At 59.8% G+C, this 20074-nt stretch carries 23 protein-coding genes; 9 read left to right on the forward strand and 14 right to left on the reverse strand.

Annotated elements, in window-relative coordinates:
- Positions 1-362 precede the first annotated feature (362 nt).
- Positions 363-833, forward strand: coding sequence for a Cys-tRNA(Pro) deacylase (ybaK, locus tag N8H74_RS10540; protein WP_217833760.1), 471 nt, complete (start codon positions 363-365; stop codon positions 831-833).
- A 98-nt stretch (positions 834-931) separates the two neighbouring features.
- Positions 932-1714: a PhzF family phenazine biosynthesis protein gene (locus N8H74_RS10545; protein WP_262147412.1), complete on the forward strand. Its 783-nt coding sequence runs from the start codon at positions 932-934 to the stop codon at positions 1712-1714.
- A gap of 49 nt (positions 1715-1763) precedes the next feature.
- Here the strand turns inward: N8H74_RS10545 and N8H74_RS10550 are convergent, their stop codons facing one another.
- Positions 1764-2873, reverse strand: coding sequence for an ABC transporter ATP-binding protein (locus N8H74_RS10550; protein ID WP_217833762.1), 1110 nt, complete (start codon positions 2871-2873; stop codon positions 1764-1766).
- Positions 2870-3790: an ornithine carbamoyltransferase gene (argF, locus tag N8H74_RS10555; protein ID WP_045123046.1), complete on the reverse strand. Its 921-nt coding sequence runs from the start codon at positions 3788-3790 to the stop codon at positions 2870-2872. The genes N8H74_RS10550 and argF overlap by 4 nt, the downstream gene beginning before the upstream one ends.
- Before the next feature lie 403 nt (positions 3791-4193).
- Between argF and N8H74_RS10560 the strand changes: the two genes are divergently transcribed.
- The 3 genes from N8H74_RS10560 to grxD all read left to right on the forward strand — a co-directional run bounded on the left by N8H74_RS10560 (position 4194) and on the right by grxD (position 7166).
- A complete protein-coding gene (locus N8H74_RS10560) occupies positions 4194-4487 on the forward strand; it encodes a hypothetical protein (RefSeq protein ID WP_217833763.1) in 294 nt (97 codons plus the stop codon).
- 134 nt (positions 4488-4621) lie between these two features.
- On the forward strand, positions 4622-6727 hold the full coding sequence (locus N8H74_RS10565; RefSeq protein ID WP_262147416.1) for a molybdopterin oxidoreductase family protein: 2106 nt from the start codon (positions 4622-4624) through the stop codon (positions 6725-6727).
- 97 nt (positions 6728-6824) lie between these two features.
- Positions 6825-7166: a Grx4 family monothiol glutaredoxin gene (gene grxD / locus N8H74_RS10570; RefSeq protein WP_217833765.1), complete on the forward strand. Its 342-nt coding sequence runs from the start codon at positions 6825-6827 to the stop codon at positions 7164-7166.
- 131 nt (positions 7167-7297) lie between these two features.
- Here the strand turns inward: grxD and bfr are convergent, their stop codons facing one another.
- Together bfr and N8H74_RS10580 are read right to left on the reverse strand one after the other, a co-directional pair.
- On the reverse strand, positions 7298-7771 hold the full coding sequence (gene bfr / locus N8H74_RS10575) for a bacterioferritin (protein WP_217833766.1): 474 nt from the start codon (positions 7769-7771) through the stop codon (positions 7298-7300).
- A gap of 200 nt (positions 7772-7971) precedes the next feature.
- Positions 7972-8190: a bacterioferritin-associated ferredoxin gene (locus N8H74_RS10580; RefSeq protein WP_093226494.1), complete on the reverse strand. Its 219-nt coding sequence runs from the start codon at positions 8188-8190 to the stop codon at positions 7972-7974.
- 314 nt (positions 8191-8504) lie between these two features.
- Between N8H74_RS10580 and N8H74_RS10585 the strand changes: the two genes are divergently transcribed.
- Complete coding sequence (locus N8H74_RS10585) at positions 8505-9107, forward strand: peroxiredoxin (RefSeq protein ID WP_007963972.1); 603 nt, start codon at positions 8505-8507, stop codon at positions 9105-9107.
- A 64-nt stretch (positions 9108-9171) separates the two neighbouring features.
- Here the strand turns inward: N8H74_RS10585 and rnt are convergent, their stop codons facing one another.
- Positions 9172-9849, reverse strand: a complete 678-nt coding sequence (rnt, locus tag N8H74_RS10590) for a ribonuclease T (protein ID WP_262147421.1) — start codon at positions 9847-9849, stop codon at positions 9172-9174.
- On the reverse strand, positions 9846-10892 hold the full coding sequence (gene pyrC, locus N8H74_RS10595; RefSeq protein WP_217833768.1) for a dihydroorotase: 1047 nt from the start codon (positions 10890-10892) through the stop codon (positions 9846-9848). Before pyrC ends, rnt begins: the two co-directional genes overlap by 4 nt.
- A 157-nt stretch (positions 10893-11049) precedes the next feature.
- On the opposite strand from pyrC, the gene N8H74_RS10600 reads away from it, so the two are divergent.
- Positions 11050-11958, forward strand: a complete 909-nt coding sequence (locus N8H74_RS10600; protein ID WP_217833769.1) for an OmpA family protein — start codon at positions 11050-11052, stop codon at positions 11956-11958.
- A 129-nt stretch (positions 11959-12087) separates the two neighbouring features.
- Complete coding sequence (locus N8H74_RS10605) at positions 12088-13305, forward strand: argininosuccinate synthase (protein WP_262147423.1); 1218 nt, start codon at positions 12088-12090, stop codon at positions 13303-13305.
- A gap of 90 nt (positions 13306-13395) precedes the next feature.
- On the opposite strand, the gene N8H74_RS10610 is transcribed toward N8H74_RS10605, so the two are convergent.
- On the reverse strand, positions 13396-14043 hold the full coding sequence (locus N8H74_RS10610; protein ID WP_217833771.1) for a hypothetical protein: 648 nt from the start codon (positions 14041-14043) through the stop codon (positions 13396-13398).
- Between the two features lie 458 nt (positions 14044-14501).
- Between N8H74_RS10610 and N8H74_RS10615 the strand changes: the two genes are divergently transcribed.
- Positions 14502-15128, forward strand: coding sequence for a response regulator transcription factor (locus N8H74_RS10615; RefSeq protein WP_217833772.1), 627 nt, complete (start codon positions 14502-14504; stop codon positions 15126-15128).
- An 84-nt stretch (positions 15129-15212) separates the two neighbouring features.
- On the opposite strand, the gene N8H74_RS10620 is transcribed toward N8H74_RS10615, so the two are convergent.
- From N8H74_RS10620 to N8H74_RS10650, 7 genes are all read right to left on the reverse strand, one after another.
- Positions 15213-15392 carry a hypothetical protein gene (locus N8H74_RS10620; RefSeq protein WP_217833773.1) on the reverse strand — a complete coding sequence of 60 codons (180 nt, stop codon included), beginning with the start codon at positions 15390-15392 and terminating at the stop codon, positions 15213-15215.
- Between the two features lie 107 nt (positions 15393-15499).
- A complete protein-coding gene (gene nth, locus N8H74_RS10625) occupies positions 15500-16138 on the reverse strand; it encodes an endonuclease III (RefSeq protein WP_217833774.1) in 639 nt (212 codons plus the stop codon).
- Positions 16135-16716, reverse strand: a complete 582-nt coding sequence (locus tag N8H74_RS10630) for an Rnf-Nqr domain containing protein (protein WP_262147426.1) — start codon at positions 16714-16716, stop codon at positions 16135-16137. The genes nth and N8H74_RS10630 overlap by 4 nt, the downstream gene beginning before the upstream one ends.
- Positions 16713-17318 carry an RnfABCDGE type electron transport complex subunit G gene (locus tag N8H74_RS10635; protein WP_262147428.1) on the reverse strand — a complete coding sequence of 202 codons (606 nt, stop codon included), beginning with the start codon at positions 17316-17318 and terminating at the stop codon, positions 16713-16715. The genes N8H74_RS10630 and N8H74_RS10635 overlap by 4 nt, the downstream gene beginning before the upstream one ends.
- Positions 17315-18298 carry an RnfABCDGE type electron transport complex subunit D gene (locus tag N8H74_RS10640; protein WP_262147430.1) on the reverse strand — a complete coding sequence of 328 codons (984 nt, stop codon included), beginning with the start codon at positions 18296-18298 and terminating at the stop codon, positions 17315-17317. The genes N8H74_RS10635 and N8H74_RS10640 overlap by 4 nt, the downstream gene beginning before the upstream one ends.
- Complete coding sequence (gene rsxB, locus N8H74_RS10645) at positions 18285-19499, reverse strand: electron transport complex subunit RsxB (RefSeq protein ID WP_262147432.1); 1215 nt, start codon at positions 19497-19499, stop codon at positions 18285-18287. Before rsxB ends, N8H74_RS10640 begins: the two co-directional genes overlap by 14 nt.
- A complete protein-coding gene (locus N8H74_RS10650) occupies positions 19496-20065 on the reverse strand; it encodes an Rnf-Nqr domain containing protein (RefSeq protein WP_262147433.1) in 570 nt (189 codons plus the stop codon). The genes rsxB and N8H74_RS10650 overlap by 4 nt, the downstream gene beginning before the upstream one ends.
- Between the last annotated feature and the right edge of the window lie 9 nt (positions 20066-20074).

A 20074-nucleotide genomic window follows, 5' to 3' on the forward strand; every position in this document is an offset into this window, starting at 1 on the left:
TGAAAACCTCGGTTTTTTTTCTTGTCTGGCGCATTTGCCGAGAGGGCAAGGCGCGATTTTCCCCGGGGCAGGATCCCCATCCTGTTCCCGGTCTGCTGCTGGGTGTTGCGGTGACGATGATTCTTGCATTATTCAGATTCGAAAAAATATAGACAAGAAACAAAGCTGTCAAAGGTCGAAAGTGAACCATTGGTCACAATTAAACTATCAGTCATGTGAATGATCGTGCCGGCCATCGGCGCCCGTGCCGCGCTTTTTGCCTGCAGGCCACGGGAAACGTGGCGCGCAGTAGAGCCTTTTGCTCGGCGATGACCTAGAATCCGGCGCAGGATTTTTCCGCCATTGCCGAGCCTGGAGCTGCCATGACCCCTGCGTTGGACTTGTTGAAAAAAGTTCGTGCCGAACATCGCGTGCACAGTTACGAACATGACCCGAAGGCCGCGTCGTATGGGCTGGAGGCGGCGGAGAAGCTCGGACTGGATCCGTCGCAGGTGTTCAAGACCCTGCTGGCGGCCAGTGAAAAAGGCGAGTTGCTGGTGGCGGTGGTGCCGGTCGTCGGAACGCTCGACCTCAAGGGGCTGGCCCACGCCGCCGGGGTGAAAAAAGTGGAAATGGCCGACCCGGCCGCCGCTCAGCGTTCTACCGGTTATCTGCTGGGCGGCATCAGCCCGTTGGGGCAGAAGAAGCGTCTGCGCACCTTCATCGACAATTCCGCGCAACCCTTTGCGACCATTTATGTCAGCGCCGGTCGCCGGGGGCTGGAGGTAGAGCTGGCGCCCGGGGTGCTGGCCGAACATACCCAGGCGAAGTTCGCCGACATCGGCCGGGTCTGAGATCCACCTGATCTGTATGAAGAAAATTGCCCGGCACTGTCACTGGCGCTGAGCCGGTCGGCGCTGCATGCTCTGTCGACTGACACAGGGAGATGTTTATGCAGCTCGAATTTCATCAGGTCGATGCTTTCAGCGATCGGCCGTTCAGTGGTAATCCGGCAATGGTTTATCGGCTCGACGCCTGGCTGGCGGATGAGCTGATGCAGAAAATCGCCGCCGAGCACAATCTGGCGGAAACCGCGTTTCTGGTGCGCGAAGGGCAGGCCTGGCATATCCGCTGGTTCACCCCGACCACCGAAGTGCCGTTGTGCGGTCACGCGACGCTGGCCAGCGCCTATGTGTTGTTCGAGGTCTACAAGGAAACCGCTGAGCGTCTGGACTTCACCTGCAAGTCCGGGCCGTTGAGCGTCACTCGTGAGGGCAATCTGTTGTGGCTGGACTTCCCGGCCATCGAAGCGGTGGAAAAAGGCGTCACCGTGGAAATCGAGCGGGCGTTGAACGTTCAGGCGGTGGACGTTCTCAGCTCCAACGAACTGTTCGTGGTGCTGGAGTCGGAGCAGGCCGTGCTCGATTGCCAGCCGGACATGGTTGCGCTGGCAAAATTGCCGTGGCTGGGCGCCATCGTCACCGCGCGCGGAAATCAGCATGATTTCGTCTCACGCTATTTCGCTCCGGCAATTGGCATCAATGAAGACCCGGTCACCGGCTCGACCCATTGCAGCCTGATCCCTTACTGGTCGAAGCGCCTGGATAAAACCACTCTGACCGCCTGCCAGCGTTCGGCGCGGGGCGGAGAGTTGTTCTGTCGGCTGGAGGGTGATCGGGTGAAGATCGGCGGTAACGCGACGCTCGTGGCGAGCGGCACGCTGAATCTGGCTTGAGGCAAACAAACCTGTGGGAGCGGGCCCGCTCCTACAGGTTGTATCTGTTTCAAAGGGCTGCGCTGTAGCGGCGCACGCCATTCTCCACCGCCGGGATCTGCGCCGCCGTGCTGCCGGATGCCTGGAACAGCACCAGATGTTCCGCCGCAACACGAATGCCTACATCTGCCCCGACCTGATGATCGGCATGGCTCGGGAAGATCGATTCCAGCTGTGCACCGGTCGGCAGTTGCAGGCGATACAGGGTCGATGCGCCGAGGAAGGTCTTGCCGACGATCCGCGCCTTGAGTGCACTGTCCGGCGCGTAGACGATGTCGTCCGGGCGCAGCAGCACATCCACCGCGCCACCGATGGGCCAGGTGTAGGCACGGTTGCCGCGCAGTTCGCCGAGCTCGGTCTGCACCGATTCCGGGCTGCCGAGCTGGCCGCGAATGAAATAACCCTGACCAATGAAACTGGCGACAAAAGGCGTCGCCGGTTCGTGATAGAGGTTGTACGGCGTATCCCACTGCTCCAGCCGACCCTCCTTGAACACGCCAACGTGATCGCTGACGGCGAAGGCTTCTTCCTGGTCGTGGGTCACCAGAATCGCACTGGTGCCACGGGCCTTGAGGATGTCGCGCACTTCATGGCTGAGCTTGCGCCGCAGTTCGCCATCGAGGTTGGAGAAAGGTTCGTCGAGCAGCAGCAATTGCGGCTCCGGCGCCAGGGCGCGGGCGAGGGCGACACGTTGCTGCTGGCCACCGGACAACTCGTGGGGGAAGCGCTTGCCGAGGTTTTTCAGGTTGACCAGTTCCAGCAGCTCTTCGGTGACGCGATCCTTGTCCGGATGCTTGCGAATGCCGAAGGCGATGTTGTCCGCGACGCTCAGGTGCGGGAACAGTGCGTAGTCCTGGAACACCATGCCGATCCGGCGTTTTTCCGGTGCCAGGGTGAAGCCGGCGCTGGAGATGGTTTCACCGCCGAGCTGGATTTCCCCTTCATGCACCGGTTCGAAACCGGCGATGGCGCGCAGGGTGGTGGTCTTGCCGCAACCGGATGAGCCGAGCAGGCAGCCGATGTCGCCGGCGTTGAGGTGCAGATTGAGGTTCTGCACCACACGTTGATCCTGATAGCCGCAAGCGAGGTTGCGCAGGTTAAGCAGTAATTCGTGACTCATGCGTGGTGATACGCCGGCTCGACGAGAAATTCGAGCAGGGCCTTTTGTGCGTGGAGACGGTTTTCTGCCTGATCCCAGGCGACGGAGCGCGGGTCATCGAGCAGGTCGAGGCTGATTTCTTCGCCACGGTGGGCGGGCAGGCAGTGCATGAACAGCACGTCCTCGGCGGCCAGGTCGAGCAGGGCGCGGTTGACCTGGAACGGGGCGAACAGCTTGAGACGCTTGGCGGTTTCCTCTTCCTGGCCCATGGAGGTCCAGACATCGGTGCTCACCAGATGCGCGCCGCGCACGGCGTCCTGCGGATCGCGGACGATGGTCACGCGATCGCCGGCCTTGGCGACGAATTCAGGGTTTGGCTCGTAGCCTTCCGGACAGGCGACGCGCAACTGGAAGTCGAACTGGATCGCCGCTTCTATATAGCTGTTGCACATGTTGTTGCCGTCGCCGATCCAGGCCACGGTCTTGCCCTGGATCGAGCCGCGATGCTCAAGGAATGTCTGCATGTCGGCCAGCAACTGGCACGGGTGCAGATCGTCGGACAGGCCGTTGATGACCGGCACGCGGGAGTTGGCGGCAAATTCGGTGAGGGTGCTGTGGGCAAAGGTACGGATCATCACCGCATCGAGCATGCTCGACATGACGATGGCGCAGTCGCCGATCGGCTCGCCACGGCCCAGTTGGGTGTCACGCGGCGAAAGGAAGATCGCCTGGCCGCCGAGCTGGATCATGCCCGCCTCGAAAGAAATCCGGGTACGGGTCGAGGATTTCTCGAAGATCATCCCCAGGACGCGGTTTTTCAGAGGCTCGAACAGTACGCCGCGGTTACGCAGGTCCTTGAGCTCAACGCCTCGACGGATCACGCTGACCAGCTCTTCGGGCGTGCAATCCATCAGGGAGAGAAAGTGCCTTGCGCTCATCATTGACTACCTTTTTGCTACAAACCGCAGATGCTCAAAGCCTTGTTTTTCGGAACAACGGGCGAGACCTGCGGCGTAAGCCGCACGGGGCGACGAAATAGGGGGAGGCGCGATATTGACACTAAATGTCGCGTTTTTCCAATAGGCTACGGTTCTTGCGGTATCCGGAGGGGTGACTGAAGATTGCAAACCCGCCTTTGAAGCCGGTTTTGCGGCAGTCGCGAACCATTTGTACACCGCTGTCGCGGGGCTTGGCAATCCGTGGCGACGGGTATGGAGCAGGGTGCGTCGGTTTGCGACCACCCGGACGTGAACCCGCTTGGTCGGATGTCCCGGCTGAAACATTTGCTAATGCAAAGTGCTGGGTTATAACTAACGCACGAGCGACGCAGGAAGCCTCCGCATGGAATCGAAAGAAAAACTACTCATGGAACTGCTGGGCCACACGGCACGCTCACTGACCCATCTCACCGCCTCGGTCACCTCGATGTCGTTCGAGCTGTTGCGCAGCAACGACGACGTGGTCAAGGCCGCGAGCCGCCAGATGATCGATCGCATGGCGACCATCAGCGCCGGGCTCGACGAGCACTGGCGACTGATCGGCGAGCTCACCGGTGTCGATATCGCCCATGAGCAGGTCGAAACCATCCAGGAAATCCAGTTGCAGGCACCCCCGCCACTGCTGCCGCCGAACTGATCGCGGCGGGTTATCGGCGTGCCTGATGGACGCCGATTCACAAGACGAACGTGGCTGGCGCGCTACCCGGACTCGGGCCATAGTTTTGTTCCCGCAGGCGTCATTGCCTGCCCAGAACAAGACAGAGACTGGCCATGACCAAGACTCTCCACCACCGTGCCTGCCACCTGTGTGAAGCCATCTGCGGCTTGACCATCGAAACCACCGACACCGACGGCGTTGTTGCGATCACCTCGATCAAGGGCGATGCCCAGGACAGTTTCAGTCGCGGGCACATTTGCCCCAAGGCCGTGGCCCTGCAAGACATCCAGAACGATCCGGATCGCCTGCGCCAGCCGATGCGCCGGGTCGGCGGCGAATGGTTGCCCATCGAGTGGGACGAAGCGTTTGCCCTGGTGGCCGAGCGGCTGGCGGCGATTCAGGAGCGGCATGGGCAGAACGCGGTCGCCGTGTATCAGGGCAACCCGAGCGTGCATAACTACGGGCTGATGACCCACAGCAACTACTTTCTCGGCCTGTTGAAAACCCGCAATCGCTACTCGGCGACGTCGGTCGATCAGTTGCCCCATCACCTGACCAGTCACTTGATGTACGGCCACGGCTTGCTGCTGCCGATCCCGGACATCGACCACACCGACTTCATGCTGATTCTCGGCGGCAATCCGCTGGCGTCCAACGGCAGCATCATGACCGTGCCGGATGTCGAGAAGCGCCTGAAGGCGATTCAGGCCCGGGGCGGCAAAGTGGTGGTGGTCGATCCACGACGCAGCGAGACGGCGGCGATGGCCGACCAGCATCTGTTCGTGCGCCCCGGTGGCGACGCCGCGTTGTTGTTCGGGGTGCTCAACACGTTGTTCAGCGAAGGCCTGACCCGTGACAGCCACCTGCCGGTGGATGGCCTGGACGAGGTGCGCGCAGCGGTGGCGAACTTCACCGCCGAGGCCATGAGCCCGTTGTGTGCGGTGCCCGCCGAGCAGATCCGCCAGCTGGCCCGGGACTTCGCCGCCGCGCCGAGCGCCGTGTGTTACGGACGTATGGGGGTTTCGACCCAGGCTTTCGGCACCTTGTGTCATTGGGTGGTGCAATTGATCAACCTGGTGACCGGCAACCTCGACCGCGTCGGCGGTGCGCTGTGTACCGAGCCTGCGGTGGATCTGGTGGCGACCACTTCCGGCGGCCATTTCAACAAATGGCAAAGCCGTGTCTCCGGGCGCCCTGAATACGGCGGCGAACTGCCGGTTTCGGCGCTGGCTGAAGAGATGCTCACCGAAGGCGAAGGGCAGATTCGCGCGCTGATCACCGTCGCCGGCAATCCGGTGCTGTCCACACCCAATGGCCGCCAGTTGGAGCAGGCGCTGGACGGTCTGGAGTTCATGGTCAGCATCGATCTGTACATCAATGAAACCACCCGTTATGCCGACCTGATCCTGCCGTCCACCTCGGCTTTGGAAAACGATCACTACGACACCACGTTCAATCTGTTCGCGGTGCGTAACGTCACCCGTTTCAACCGCGCGATTCTTGCCAAGCCGCAAGGCGCGCTGCATGACTGGGAGATTTTTGTCGGCCTGGCCAAGGCCTTTGCCGAAAAAACCGGCAAGGAGCTGAAACCGACCCTGCCGCCGGCCAAAATGATCGACATGGGGCTGCGCATGGGCCGCTATGGCGATGCATCCGAGCAGAAGTTGTCGCTGGCGACACTGTTCGATCATCCCCACGGGATCGATCTGGGCGCGCTCAAGCCTAATCTCGCACCACGCCTGAAGACCGACAATCAACGGGTGCAGGCGGCTCCCGCCGCGATTCTCGCTGACCTGGCGCGCTTTGCTGCGTTGCAGGCGCCGGCCGCCGATGAGCTGCTGATGATCGGTCGCCGGCATGTGCGCAGCAACAATTCGTGGATGCACAACTATCATCGGCTGGTGAAGGGCAAGCCGCGCCATCAGTTGCTGATGCACCCGGATGACCTTGCCAGTCGCGGGCTCAGCGATGGTCAGTTGGTGCGCGTCAGTTCGCGGGTCGGGCAGATTGAAGTGGAAGTGCTGGGCAGTGCGGACATGATGAAAGGCGTGGTCAGTCTGCCGCATGGTTGGGGCCACGCGCGGCCCGGGGTGCAGATGGCGATTGCCAGTGGCCAGCCCGGCTCCAGCGCCAACGATCTGACTGACGATTGTCAGCTCGATGAGCTGTCGGGCAACGCGGCGTTGAATGGCGTGCCGGTCACGGTGGCGGCGGCTTGAACAAGTCCGTCGGGGAGACCGAGCAGGGCGCTCGGGATTCCGTTACAATGCGCCACCGTGCCGACCCATGAGTCGGAAAGTTCAGCCGAGGTGCTCCATGGATATCATCGAAACGATTAAAGAGCAGATTGCCAACAACACCATTCTGCTTTACATGAAAGGCTCGCCGAATGCCCCGCAGTGTGGCTTCTCCGCGAAAGCTGCGCAGGCCGTGATGGGCTGTGGCGAGAAGTTCGCCTACGTCGACATCCTGCAGAACCCGGAAATCCGCGCCAACCTGCCGAAGTACGCCAACTGGCCGACTTTCCCGCAACTGTGGGTCGGCGGTGAACTGGTCGGTGGCAGCGACATCATGGCTGAAATGTTTGCCAACGGTGAGCTGCAGACCCTGGTCAAGGAAGCATCCGCCAAGGCTGCTGCGGCCAAGACCGACGCCTGATGCCAAAAGTGCGGAGCGGGCAAGCCCGTTCCCGCACTGGATTTCGCTGAATGCTGAAATCCGGGCAATAAAAAGCCCCGCCTCTCACAAGAGGGCGGGGCTTTTTAGTGTCTGGAGTCTCGGGCGCTAACTTACTCTTCGCCCATCTGCGATTGCAGATAATTCTCAAGACCGACTTTATCGATCAGGCCCAGCTGGGTTTCCAGCCAGTCGATATGTTCTTCTTCGGATTCGAGAATGTCTTCGAGCAGTTCACGGCTGCCGAAGTCGCCAACGGATTCGCAATGCGCGATCGCGGCTTTCAGGTCAGCGTGGCCGGTCTTCTCGATACGCAGGTCGCACTCCAGCATTTCCTTGGTGTGTTCGCCGATGTGCAGCTTGCCCAGATCCTGCACGTTCGGCAGGCCCTCGAGGAACAGGATGCGCTTGATCAGCTTGTCCGCGTGTTTCATCTCGTCGATGGACTCGTGGTACTCGTGCTTGCCCAGCTTGTTCAGGCCCCAGTCTTCATACATGCGCGCATGCAGGAAGTACTGATTGATCGCGACCAGCTCATTGGCAAGGATCTTGTTGAGATGCTGGATGACTGTAACGTCGCCTTTCATGATGGGAGTCCTGCCCTAAGTAGCCGTATATAAGGCAGAGTTTGAGCTTCGTATTTATAAGTGTCAAACCTAAGTTATTGAATAATATATGAAAATTAATCGGAATAAGAATGTTTGTGTTCTGCGTCTAGACGCTAAGCGATTGATTTAAAGGCATAAAAAAACCGGACATAAGTCCGGTTCTTTGAAATGGGGGCTAGTTACGCGGCAGTAAATTCTGCCGGGTAAGGGATCGCGGCCTGGGCGGTTTGCAGCTTGGTCAGGGTTTCGCGAACCACTTCCTTCGCCAGGCAGGCACATTTGCCGCATTGGCTGGCTACGCCGGTGGCCTGACGGACTTCTTTGTAGCTGCAGCAACCTTCATAGATCGCATCGCGGATTTGTCCGTCGGTGACGCCAGTGCAGAGGCAAACATACATAAGGAAGAACCGTCGCTGGTTGTGGCTCAATTGCGATGGATCTTAATGTTAACGAGAATGATTGTCAAAGTGCTTTCCCGGCCCTTTTTGAATGAGTGACCGGTGACTGACGAACGGTGATTAATGGCGATTTGCCCGGCCCCGTAAATGCAGGGGCATGATCCGGGTCGGGCAAAAAACCTTTGAGGACAGGCCAAACGCGCAGTGTATGATGGTCGCCCCTTGCGAAGAGGGTTCGTGTCACAGGGCTGTCGCCTGAGGGTGGCAGGCTGGCCCGAACCTTGAACTTCAAGTTTTTACACCAGGAGATATCAATGAGCGTACTCGTAGGCAAACAAGCCCCTGACTTCACCGTCCCGGCCGTACTCGGCAATGGCGAGATCGTTGACAGCTTCACCCTGTCCTCGGCCATCAAAGGCAAATACGGCCTGGTGTTCTTCTACCCGCTGGACTTCACCTTCGTCTGCCCGTCCGAGCTGATCGCTCTGGACAACCGCATGGCTGACTTCAAGGCTCGCAACGTTGAAGTGGTCGCTGTGTCGATCGACTCGCACTTCACCCACAACGCCTGGCGCAACACCCCGGTCAACAACGGCGGCATCGGCCAGGTGAAATACACCATGGCTGCTGACATGAAGCACGAAATCGCCAAGGCCTACGACGTTGAGTCCGAAGGCGGCGTGGCTTTCCGTGGCGCGTTCCTGATCGACGACAAGGGTGTTGTCCGCTCGCAGATCATCAACGACCTGCCGCTGGGCCGTAACATGGAAGAGCTGATCCGTCTGGTCGACGCTCTGCAATTCCACGAAGAGCACGGCGAAGTCTGCCCTGCCAACTGGAAAAAAGGCGACAAAGGCATGAACGCTTCGCCAGAAGGCGTTGCGGCTTACCTGACCGAGAACGCCGCTGCCCTGTAAGGCATGCGCTTCAAGGCATAAAAAAACCGGCCCATGTGGCCGGTTTTTTTATGCGCGCGGGAAATCAGTCGTCGAAATCTTCCCAGCCGCCCATCTGTTTCCAGCGGTTGACGATGCCGCAGAACAGCTCGGCGGTCTTTTCGGTGTCGTAACGCGCGGAGTGCGCTTCCCGACCGTCGAAATCGATGCCCGCTGCCTGACAGGCTTTCGCCAGTACCGTCTGGCCGTACGCCAGGCCGGCGAGGGTCGCGGTGTCGAAGCTGGAGAACGGATGGAACGGGTTGCGCTTCATGTCCAGCCGCGCGACGGCGGCATTGAGGAAGCCCAGATCGAAACTGCTGTTGTGCCCGACCAGGATCGCCCGCTTGCAGCCGTTGGCCTTCAGAGCCTTGCGCACGCCACGGAAGATGTCGGTCAGCGCCGTTTCTTCACTGACCGCCATGCGCAGCGGGTGATCGAGTTTGATCCCGGTGAACTCCAGCGCGGCGGCTTCGATGTTGGCGCCTTCGAACGGCTCGACACGGAAGAAGTAGGTGTGATCCGGGTAGACGAAACCCTTTTCATCCATGGCGATGGTGGTCGCGGCAATCTCCAGCAACGCGTCGGTGGCCGAATTGAAGCCACCGGTTTCTACGTCGACGACGACCGGCAGGTAACCGCGAAAGCGCGCTGCCATCGGGTGACGGGAACCGCCGCCACCCCCTTGACCGTCCAGTTCATCGTCGAAATGGTCTTCACTCACGCGTGTTCCTCCAGCAGGCGCCAGCGCAGTTTTTCACCGGCGCGCAGCGGGATGACGGTCAGCTCGCCGAAGGGCAGGCTGCTCGGGGCGGTCCATTCGTCACGAACCAGGGTGATGCGGTCGGTGTTGGCCGGCAGGCCGTAGAAACGCGGGCCGTTGAGGCTGGCGAACGCTTCGAGTTTGTCCAGCGCATTGCGCTGTTCGAACGCTTCGGCATATAGCTCGATGGCAGCGTACGCGGTGTAGCAGCCGGCACAGCCGCAGGCGGCTTCCTTGGCGTGCTGGGCGTGCGGTGCCGAATCGGTGCCCAGGAAGAACTTCGCGCTGCCACTGGTGGCGGCATCGAGCAGGGCTTCCTGATGGGTGTTGCGCTTGAGGATCGGCAGGCAATAGAAGTGCGGGCGGATCCCGCCAACCAGCATGTGGTTGCGGTTGTAGAGCAGATGATGCGCGGTGATGGTCGCGCCGACGTTGGCCGAAGCCTCGTTGACGAACTGCACGGCGTCGCCGGTGGTGATGTGTTCGAACACCACCTTGAGCGTCGGGAAGCGCTCGACGACACGGCGCATGTGTTCGTCGATGAAGATTTTCTCGCGGTCGAACACGTCGACGTCGCCACGGGTGACTTCACCGTGGATCAACAGCGGCATGCCGACTTCGGCCATGGCTTCCAGCGCCGGGAAAATCTTGTCGATGCTGGTGACCCCGGAATCGGAGTTGGTGGTGGCGCCGGCCGGATACAGCTTGGCCGCGTGGACAAAACCGCTGGCCTTGGCTTCACGAATTTCTTCGGGCTGGGTACGGTCGGTGAGGTACAGCACCATCAGCGGTTCGAAACGACTGCCGGCCGGGCGGGCAGCGAGAATCCGCTGGCGATAGCCGTCGGCTTCAGCGGCGTTGCGCACTGGCGGAACCAGGTTGGGCATGATGATTGCGCGACCAAAGGTGCGCGCGACATCCGCAACGGTATTGGTCAACACGGCACCATCGCGAAGATGAATGTGCCAGTCGTCGGGACGCAGCAGGGTCAGGCGGTCGGACATGAGGGGATTCCAGGCGGGTCAAACTGAGGCGAATCCTACCGGAAAAGACTCTTGCAGGCACTCGCTATCAAGTTTTGCGACGAGCGTCCGATATCCCATAGGTATGCCGTAAATGTATGTATCGGTCTTTTTGTTGTAGAAGCCAATGGAGCCTCCCGTGCGCCAGCGTTATTTAGCCTTGCTCAGTGTGTTTGCCAGCCTTCCCGCGATGGCACTGACCTACCAGACCCGTCTGGAGAACATTGAGTGGACGGTCGAAGGCGATAAGTTCGAATGCCGCCTGACGCAGCCGATCACTGATTTCGGCTCGGGCCAGTTCGTGCGTAAGGCCGGTGAACAGGCGACATTCCGCCTGAACGCTTACAACGCGATGCTCGGCGGCGGTTCGGCGACCTTGCTGGCGGCGGCCGCGCCGTGGCAGCCGGGACGCGGTGACCTCAATCTGGGCACGGTTCGGCTGGGTAGCGGCAATGTGCTGTTCAACAGCTCGCAAGCCCAGGCCGGCCAGCTTATCAGCGGTCTGATGGATGGTCGCAGCCCGGTGGTGCGTCACGCGGCGGGCGATGGCCGGGTGTCGGAAGTGCGCCTGTTGCCGGTCAAGTTCAGCAAGGCGTTCAACGACTATCAGACCTGCGTGGCGAAACTGTTGCCGCAGAATTTCGATCAGGTCAAACAGTCGCAGATCGGTTTCCCCGGCGAGGGCATCGAGCTGGATGCCGCCGCACGAGCCAAGTTGCAGGTGATGCTCGAATACATGAAGGCCGATCCGACGGTCAATCACATCGAACTCGACGGTCACTCGGACAACAGCGGCAATCGCCTGACCAACCGTGAGCTGTCGCGCCGTCGCGCGCTGGCGGTGGTCGACTTCTTCAAGGCCAACGGCATTCAGGAATCGCAGATCACCGTGCGTTTCCACGGTGAGCGCTATCCGCTGGTGCCGAACACCAATGCCGCGAACCGGGCGAAGAACCGCCGGGTCAACGTGCATCTGACGCGGGTGGCGCCGGCCGCGGCTCCGGCGCCTCAGGCCAGTACGCCGGCCACGGCGGCGACGACTTCCTGACCCGGCGGTCATCGTCGCGCCCTCGACAGATTCTGTCGCTTTGTCGTCTTAAGCTGTCGCCCCTCTGTAAATTATCGCGTCGGAGCGGTAGACTCCTCGGCTTTCCGTAGAACCCCGTGGAGTGATGGCATGGCGGACGTAAACAAGGTCGTTCTGGCGTATTCCGGCGGCCTGGACACTTCGGTGATCCTCAAGTGGCTGCAGGATACTTATAACTGTGAAGTGGTGACCTTCACCGCTGACCTGGGTCAGGGCGAAGAGGTCGAGCCGGCTCGCGCCAAGGCTCAGGCCATGGGCGTCAAAGAAATCTACATCGACGACCTGCGCGAAGAATTCGTGCGTGACTTCGTGTTCCCGATGTTTCGCGCCAACACCGTTTACGAAGGCGAGTACCTGCTGGGCACTTCCATCGCGCGTCCGCTGATCGCCAAGCGTCTGATCGAAATCGCCAACGAAACCGGCGCCGACGCCATTTCCCACGGCGCCACCGGCAAGGGCAACGACCAGGTGCGTTTCGAGCTGGGTGCCTACGCGCTCAAGCCAGGCGTGAAAGTGATTGCTCCATGGCGCGAGTGGGACCTGCTGTCCCGCGAGAAGCTGATGGACTACGCCGAGAAGCACGCGATCCCGATCGAGCGTCACGGCAAGAAAAAGTCCCCGTACTCGATGGATGCCAACCTGCTGCACATCTCCTATGAAGGCGGCGTGCTGGAAGACACCTGGACCGAGCACGAAGAAGACATGTGGCGCTGGACCGTCTCCCCGGAGAACGCTCCCGACACTGCGCAGTACCTGGAACTGACCTACCGCAACGGCGACATCGTTGCGCTGGACGGCGTCGAGATGACACCGGCCACCGTACTGGCGACCCTGAACAAGATCGGCGGCGCCCACGGTATCGGCCGTCTGGACATCGTTGAAAACCGTTACGTCGGCATGAAGTCCCGTGGCTGCTACGAAACCCCGGGCGGCACCATCATGCTGCGCGCTCACCGCGCCATCGAATCGATCACTCTGGACCGCGAAGTCGCTCACCTCAAAGACGAGTTGATGGCCAAGTACGCCAGCCTGATCTACACCGGCTACTGGTGGAGCCCTGAGCGTCTGATGCTGCAACAGATGATCGACGCTTCCCAGGTCAACGTGAACGGTGTCGTGCGCCTGAAGCTGTACAAGGGCAACGTGATCGTGACCGGCCGCAAGTCCGACGATTCGCTGTTCGACGCCAACATCGCGACCTTCGAAGAAGACGGCGGCGCCTACAACCAGGCCGACGCGGCGGGCTTCATCAAGCTCAACGCGCTGCGCATGCGCATTGCTGCCAACAAGGGCCGCAAGCTGTTCTGATTCCTCGGAACGGGTAGTGAAAAAACGGCCATGTCTTCGGACATGGCCGTTTTTTTATGAATGTCTGTCTGCCGCCGGTTTGGCCGCTCGTTATATCTGCCCGACAATCGTTACTCCGTATGAACGTGTGTTGTAAATAATACAGTGAGTTGTATTGTTGCTCTTCTTTGCGTCTTTGGCGTGTCGTATCAGGTTTTCCTTGAGTAAATTATCTGACATGTCATTGGAAATAATGACCACCAGTCGGGAGTTTCTCCTTGTCGGGTGTCGGATTTTTTCCAGAATGCTTGCAAGGTCGAATTTAAAGTCCAGTTGACGAATATCTATTATTTGCAGGTTGTGCATTGATTCAGGCAAATGAATATGGTGCTGGACGATCAGGTTGATTGCTGCTGCAAGTCTGTCCGGTGGATCCGTTGCAGTGTAAGTTTCATGCCCCATACGAGCGTTCGACGGTCCACTTCGTTTGTTGTCGCGTTCCTGGCGCTCTCTGGCCTTTAGAAAGTTCTTGTCCTTTTCAAAGTCGGAAGGTGAATACAGGGATCGATAGTTGAAATTCAGGGTGATAAAGAAAAGGAACAACAAATAGAACGGAAAGCTGATCAGGAACCAGACGTATATTTCCCTCTCCTTATTCTCCAGGAACGGCAGGGAAACGGCGGCCGAGGTTTCGGAGATGACGGCGAATATGGCGATGACAGTCATCGGGTTGGAAATTTTCTTTTTGATCTTCAGCATGGGCGTGGCTCATCGATAGGGTTATCTCGTTAGTTGTCGGCTGATGGTCGGGGAAGCGTCTATGCAGTTGGGTTCAGTGTTTATCGCAAATACTGTGTTCTGAATAGCGGTGCGTTGTTTCATATCGTTGTGGAAGGAGCGCGGGATTTACAGACAAGGCTTTTAGTTGCCGGGCTGGAAGTCTCATCGCAGACAAGGCGTTATTTCGTCGCTGACAGTTGCCCGAAGTATGGGTATGTCGGATGCGTATGGCGGAAAAAAGACCGGAAATTCTCGTCCAGACCGCAGACTTTTTTGTCGGTGTTATGCACAGGTGCGTTTTTTTGTAGGAATAGTCTTTGTTGGCTGTAGGGAATGTCTCTTGCTGCAAGTCGATCGAAGCAGCGGCATGCCATGGGCGAAATGACTACGTTATTGTGCTGGCTCTAAAAATTCGAACAGCGAAACTGGACTTGCCCATGAATAAAGTGCTGATCGTGGATGATCACCCCGTCATTCGTCTTGCGGTACGTATGCTGATGGAACGTCATGGCTATGAAGTCATTGCCGAAACCGATAACGGAGTGGATGCACTGCAACTTGCCCGGGAACAAATGCCGGATATCGTCATTCTGGATATCGGAATTCCGAAACTTGACGGTCTGGAAGTTATTGCGCGCCTGACCACGACGGCGATGCCATTGAAAGTGCTGGTGTTGACTTCCCAGGCGCCGGGGCATTTTTCCATGCGCTGCATGCAGTCGGGGGCGGCAGGCTATGTGTGCAAGCAACAGGACCTGACCGAGTTGCTCAGTGCGATCAAGGCCGTATTGTCGGGTTACAGCTATTTCCCGAACCAGGCGTTGCATACGGTGCGCACCAGTTTGGGGAATGCCAGTGAAGCGGATATGGTCGATCGGCTTTCCGGGCGCGAAATGATGGTGTTGCAGCAACTGGCCCGGGGCAAGACCAACAAGGAAATCGCCGATGGCATGTTTCTCAGCAACAAAACCGTCAGCACCTACAAGACCCGACTGCTGTTGAAGCTCAATGCACGGTCGCTGGTGGATCTGATCGAACTGGCGCAACGCAACGGGTTGGTCTGAGGGGGACGTGACAGGCACATGGGCTGATCGGATTCAGTTCACGCTGAAAAGTAAAAAGCCTCCGTTTCGGGAGGCTTTCAAATATCAAAGATCAAAATCGTAATCGGCCAATTGCTTTTGCAGTCGGCGCTCCTCCAGCAGGTTGTCGATGGTGCGGCGCTTGCTCAGGTTGGTCTTGGCGACTTCGACCACGGGTTCGGCGTCATCGGCATCCGTGGTGGTGAAGTCATCATCTGCTTCCAATTGCTCTTTGCTGGTACTCATAAAGTCAACTCCAGGCTGAGACTGCCTTTGGCGCTTCTTATATCGATATTCCAGCGAGTGGTAAAAAAGATTTTTTCAATCGAACAATCAATAAAGGTAATAACCGATCAATCGTCCGAGGTTTTGTGTTTGTACTCGCACAAGTCCTCGATCCGACAGCTACCGCAGCGTGGCTTGCGCGCCAGGCACACGTAGCGGCCGTGAAGAATCAGCCAGTGATGGGAATCGAGCAGGTATTCCTTGGGCACAAACTTCATCAGCTTGTTTTCCACCTCGACCACGTTTTTCCCCGGCGCGATGCCGGTGCGATTGCTGACCCGAAAAATATGCGTGTCGACCGCCATGGTCAGTTGTCGGAAAGCGGTGTTGAGCACCACGTTGGCGGTTTTTCGGCCGACGCCCGGCAGCGCTTCGAGTTCTTCGCGGGTCTGCGGGACTTCGCTGTCATGACGCTCGACCAGCAAGCGGCAAGTCTCGATGACATTCTTGGCTTTGCTGTTATAGAGGCCGATGGTCTTGATGTACTCCGACAAACCCTCGACACCCAATGCGTGAATCGCCGACGGCGTGTTGGCCACCGGAAACAGTTTGGCCGTCGCCTTGTTGACTCCGACGTCGGTCGATTGCGCCGAAAGAATCACCGCAATCAACAGTTCGAAAGGCGAGGAATACGCCAGCTCGGTCTTCGGTTCCGGGTTGTCTTCATGGAGCCTGCGGAAAATTTCCAGACGTTTTGCGGCATTCATGGGTGAGGCGATTCCTTGGAGGGAGCGGTAGGGCGAGTCCAGGCCTGGCAAGCGGCGAGCAGCAATCCCAGCAGAATGAAACCACCGGCAGTTATCGTCGCCAGCGGCAAGCCTGCGCTGAACAACACCAGGCCCTGCCAGTGTTCGGAGAGATGACGACCGATGCTGCCGTGACCGATCGATTCGCGCAACAAGGCCAGTAGCACCAGCAAGCCGGCAAATTGTACGCAGCGCTTCAGTCGTGTGCTCAGCGCTTGGCGGAAGAATCCGTTATGTTCCAGCACGACGCATTGCAACGCGAGCAGGCCGATATAGAGCTCGACGCTCTGCTGCCATGGCAAGGACCAGCGCTGCAAGAGGATAGCGAAGCAACTGCTCAGAGTGGCGGCCAAAATCACACTGGCCAGCAACAGGCTCTGAGGCGTCAGTCGCAAGCGTAACGGCCGCATGCTCACGCCGTAGGCGCCGATCACGGCGGTAAACATCAACAGCGTTGCCAATGCATCCCGCAGCGATCCCGTGGCACCGAGCAGCAAGACCAGCATCAGTGAGTTGACCAGCGTCGCCGGGTTTTTCATGTGCCGCTCCCCAGCAATATCGACCGGTGTTCGTCGAAATAGCGCAGCGCGTCGTGGATGGCATGGATGGCTGCTCGCGAAGTGATGGTCGCGCCAGCCATCTGATCGAATTGTCCTTGATCCTTTTTCAGCGCCCAGCCCGCATCGGCGGGATCTGTGCGCGACTTGCCGGTAAACCGTTGCAGCCAGGCATTCGGCCAGTCACCGAGATGACCGCCCAGCGCCGGCGTCTCGGATTGCGCGAGGGTTTTCACCCCAAGCAACCGGCCGTTGGGGTCGATGGCAATCAACAGCTCGATGGTGCCGGAGTAACCTTGCGTCTGGCTGCGCAACAAGACTGCGACGCTCTGCCCGTTGCGAGTCGCCCGATAGCCGCCCAGCAACCGGCTGTGGTCGAGATCGACAGCGGCCAGTGGCAGCGGTTGTTCCAGCGGCTGATTGTCATAGCTGTCGGAGGCCAGGACGTCGAGCAGCTTGCGGCTGTCGATCAGGCGTTGTTCGGCGGCTATCTGCGGTGCGCTGCTGCGTTGCACGAACCAGGTCAGACCAAGGCCTGCCGCCGCCAACAGCAAAATGGCCAGTGCGCTCGCCGTTCGGTTCATGGTGTCACCTGCTGCTGGCGACGGTTGGCGAAGCGCTCGAGGGCGGGTACGCAGAGGTTCATCAACAGCACCGCGAACGCCACACCGTCAGGGTAGCCGCCCCAGGTGCGAATCAGGTACGTCAGGCAACCCACGCCGACGCCGAACAACAGGCGCGCGAGGGGGCTTTTGGCGCCGGACACCGGTTCGGTGATGATGAAAAATGCACCGAGCATGGTCGCGCCGCTCAGCAGGTGAAACAGGGGTGAGCCGTGGGAGTCGGACCCCGAGCCGTTCCAGCACAGCAGACTGACGACGAACAGGCTGGCGAGCATGCCGACCGGTGCCTGCCAGCCGAACACCCGACGCTGCAGAAGCAGCAGCCCGCCGGCAAGAAAGGCGAGGTTCACCCATTCAACCCCGTGACCGCCGAAGCGGCCGAACGCCGGGTTGCCGGCAAACAACTCGTCGATGGTCAGGCTCTTGTTGATCCGCAGGCTGTCCAGCGCTGTGGCCTGAACCCAGGCATCCGGTGCCTGGCCCAGGTTGAAAACCTGCTGCACGGCGCTGGTCAAATCCATGCTGTGGGCCGGCCATTGAGTCATCGGCTGTGGGAACAACACCATCGCCAGGGCGAAGCCGAGCATCGCCGGATTGAACGGGTTTTTGCCGACGCCGCCATACAGATGCTTGCCGAGCAGCAAGCCCGAAGCGATCGCGGTGACCGTCAGCCACCACGGGCAATACGGTGGCAGGGCCACCGCCAGAAGCGTGGCGCTGACCACGGCACTGCCATCGGTCAGCGTCGGGCGCAGCGGCTGGCGACGCAGATGAATCACAGCGGCCTCGACCGCCAGCGCGGTGGCGACCGATAGCAACAAGTTGATCAACACTCCCCAGCCGTAAAACCAGAAAAGGGCCAGCAACCCCGGCAGCGTCGCCAGCAAAACCAGCTTCATTGCCTGTTGCAGACGCTCGTCCCGGCTTTCAAGGGGTGACATGAGCTTGTACCTGGCGTTCGGCCTCTTGCAGGCGTGCGCGGGCTTTTTCCAGTGCTTCGGTGGCCGAGTCGGCGTGTCGCTCGAGTTTGTTGAGGTCGGCGCGGGCGTAGGCCAATTCGGTTTTCAACTGACGAAGACGCGCGTCGATCGGGCGTTTTTCGACACGTACCAGGTCGGGTTGCGGTTGATCGCTGGCCGCCTCCGCGTCGTGCAGGGCTTGTTCAGCGTCGCGCAAGGCCTGTTCGAGGCCGGCGAGTTGCTCCGCTGGAGCTTGTGCCGTCTGCGCCTTTTTCAATTCGGCACGGCGCATCGCCAACTGGATTTTTGCCCGTTTCAGCTCGGCGTCTTTTATCGGCGCCGGAGCCGCCGCAGTGGGGCCGGGAACAGCCTGGCTTTCCAGTTTTTCCAGGGCCTGCTCGGCGGCGTCGAATTGCTGTTGCAGCACAATCAATTGCGCTTGCTGGTCGAACGTCGGCGGATGACCGAAGGCTTTCAGCGATTTGTGCAGCTGCGCGCGGCTCATCGCGACATCGATTTTGGCTTTTTTCAATGCCGCGTCGGCGGTCGCGGCTTTCTGTGCGCGCACCCGTTCCAGCGCGGCCTGTACCGGGTCGAGTGTGGCGGTTTCGACCTGTACGGTTTTCTTGGCTCGAGCCTCGCGCTCGGCCTGTTTCTGCTGTTCTTCCCGTTGCAGCCGGGTATTGCGCCGTTCGAAGCGTTGCCGGGCGTGATTGCGTTTGGCGGTGCGGGCCTGTTGGTCTTCGAGGCTGCCGAGCAGGCCGCCGATCACCGGCAATGTGCCCGGCGGCAGCGGGTGCATCTCGATGCAATCGACCGGGCAGGGCGCCACGCACAGATCGCAACCGGTGCATTCGTCGATGAGTACGGTGTGCATCAGTTTGGCCGCGCCCACAATGGCGTCGATCGGGCAGGCCTGGATGCACTTGGTACAGCCGATGCACTCGGCCTCGCGGATGTAGGCGACCTGGGGCGGTGCCGAACCGCGACTGATGTCCAGTTCCAGCACCGGAATTTTCAGCAGCTCGGCCAGAGCATCGATGGTTTCGTCACCACCCGGCGGGCATTTGTTGATCGGTTCCCCGGCAGCGATCCCTTCGGCGTACGGCTTGCACCCGGGATGGCCGCATTTGCCGCATTGGGTCTGCGGCAGCAGGGCGTCGATATGTTGAATCAGACTCATGTTTTGATCAGTCCACTGAATCCGAGAAAAGCCACGGCCAGCAATCCGGCGCCGATCAATTGGATCGGCAGGCCGCGAAAGGGCAGGGGAATATCGTTGTCGGCGGTGCGTTCACGCAAGTCGCTGAACAGACTCAACACCAGCCAGAAACCCAGGCCGGCACCAAGGCTCAGCGCCAGTGCGTGCGGCAGCCCCTTGTCAGCCTGCGCATTCATCAGCGTCAGCCCGAGCACGCCGGCATTGCCCAGCAACAGCGGCCACAAACCGTCGAAGGGCAGGTTCGGCAGCCAGCGCGCCAGCTGTTTCAGCAACGGCGCAATCAGCAGCACGCTGAGCGGCAGGAACACGAACAGACGCAACGCCTCCAGTTGCAGCGGCACCAGCAGCCAGTGCCAGAGCGCGTAGCCGATCACGCCGACGACCAGCATCAGGCAGGCAGTCGCCAGGCCCAGCGCATGCACTTTGCTTCGCTCGCCCGCCAGCAGCGGATCGACGCCCAGCGGCCAGTGCAACACGAAGTTGTTGATCAGTGCAGCACTGAACAGCGTTAGCACGAATTCGGTCATGGTTCTGCC

This window comes from Pseudomonas sp. B2M1-30 (genome assembly GCF_025447575.1).
Classification (GTDB): Bacteria; Pseudomonadota; Gammaproteobacteria; order Pseudomonadales; family Pseudomonadaceae; genus Aquipseudomonas; species Aquipseudomonas botevensis.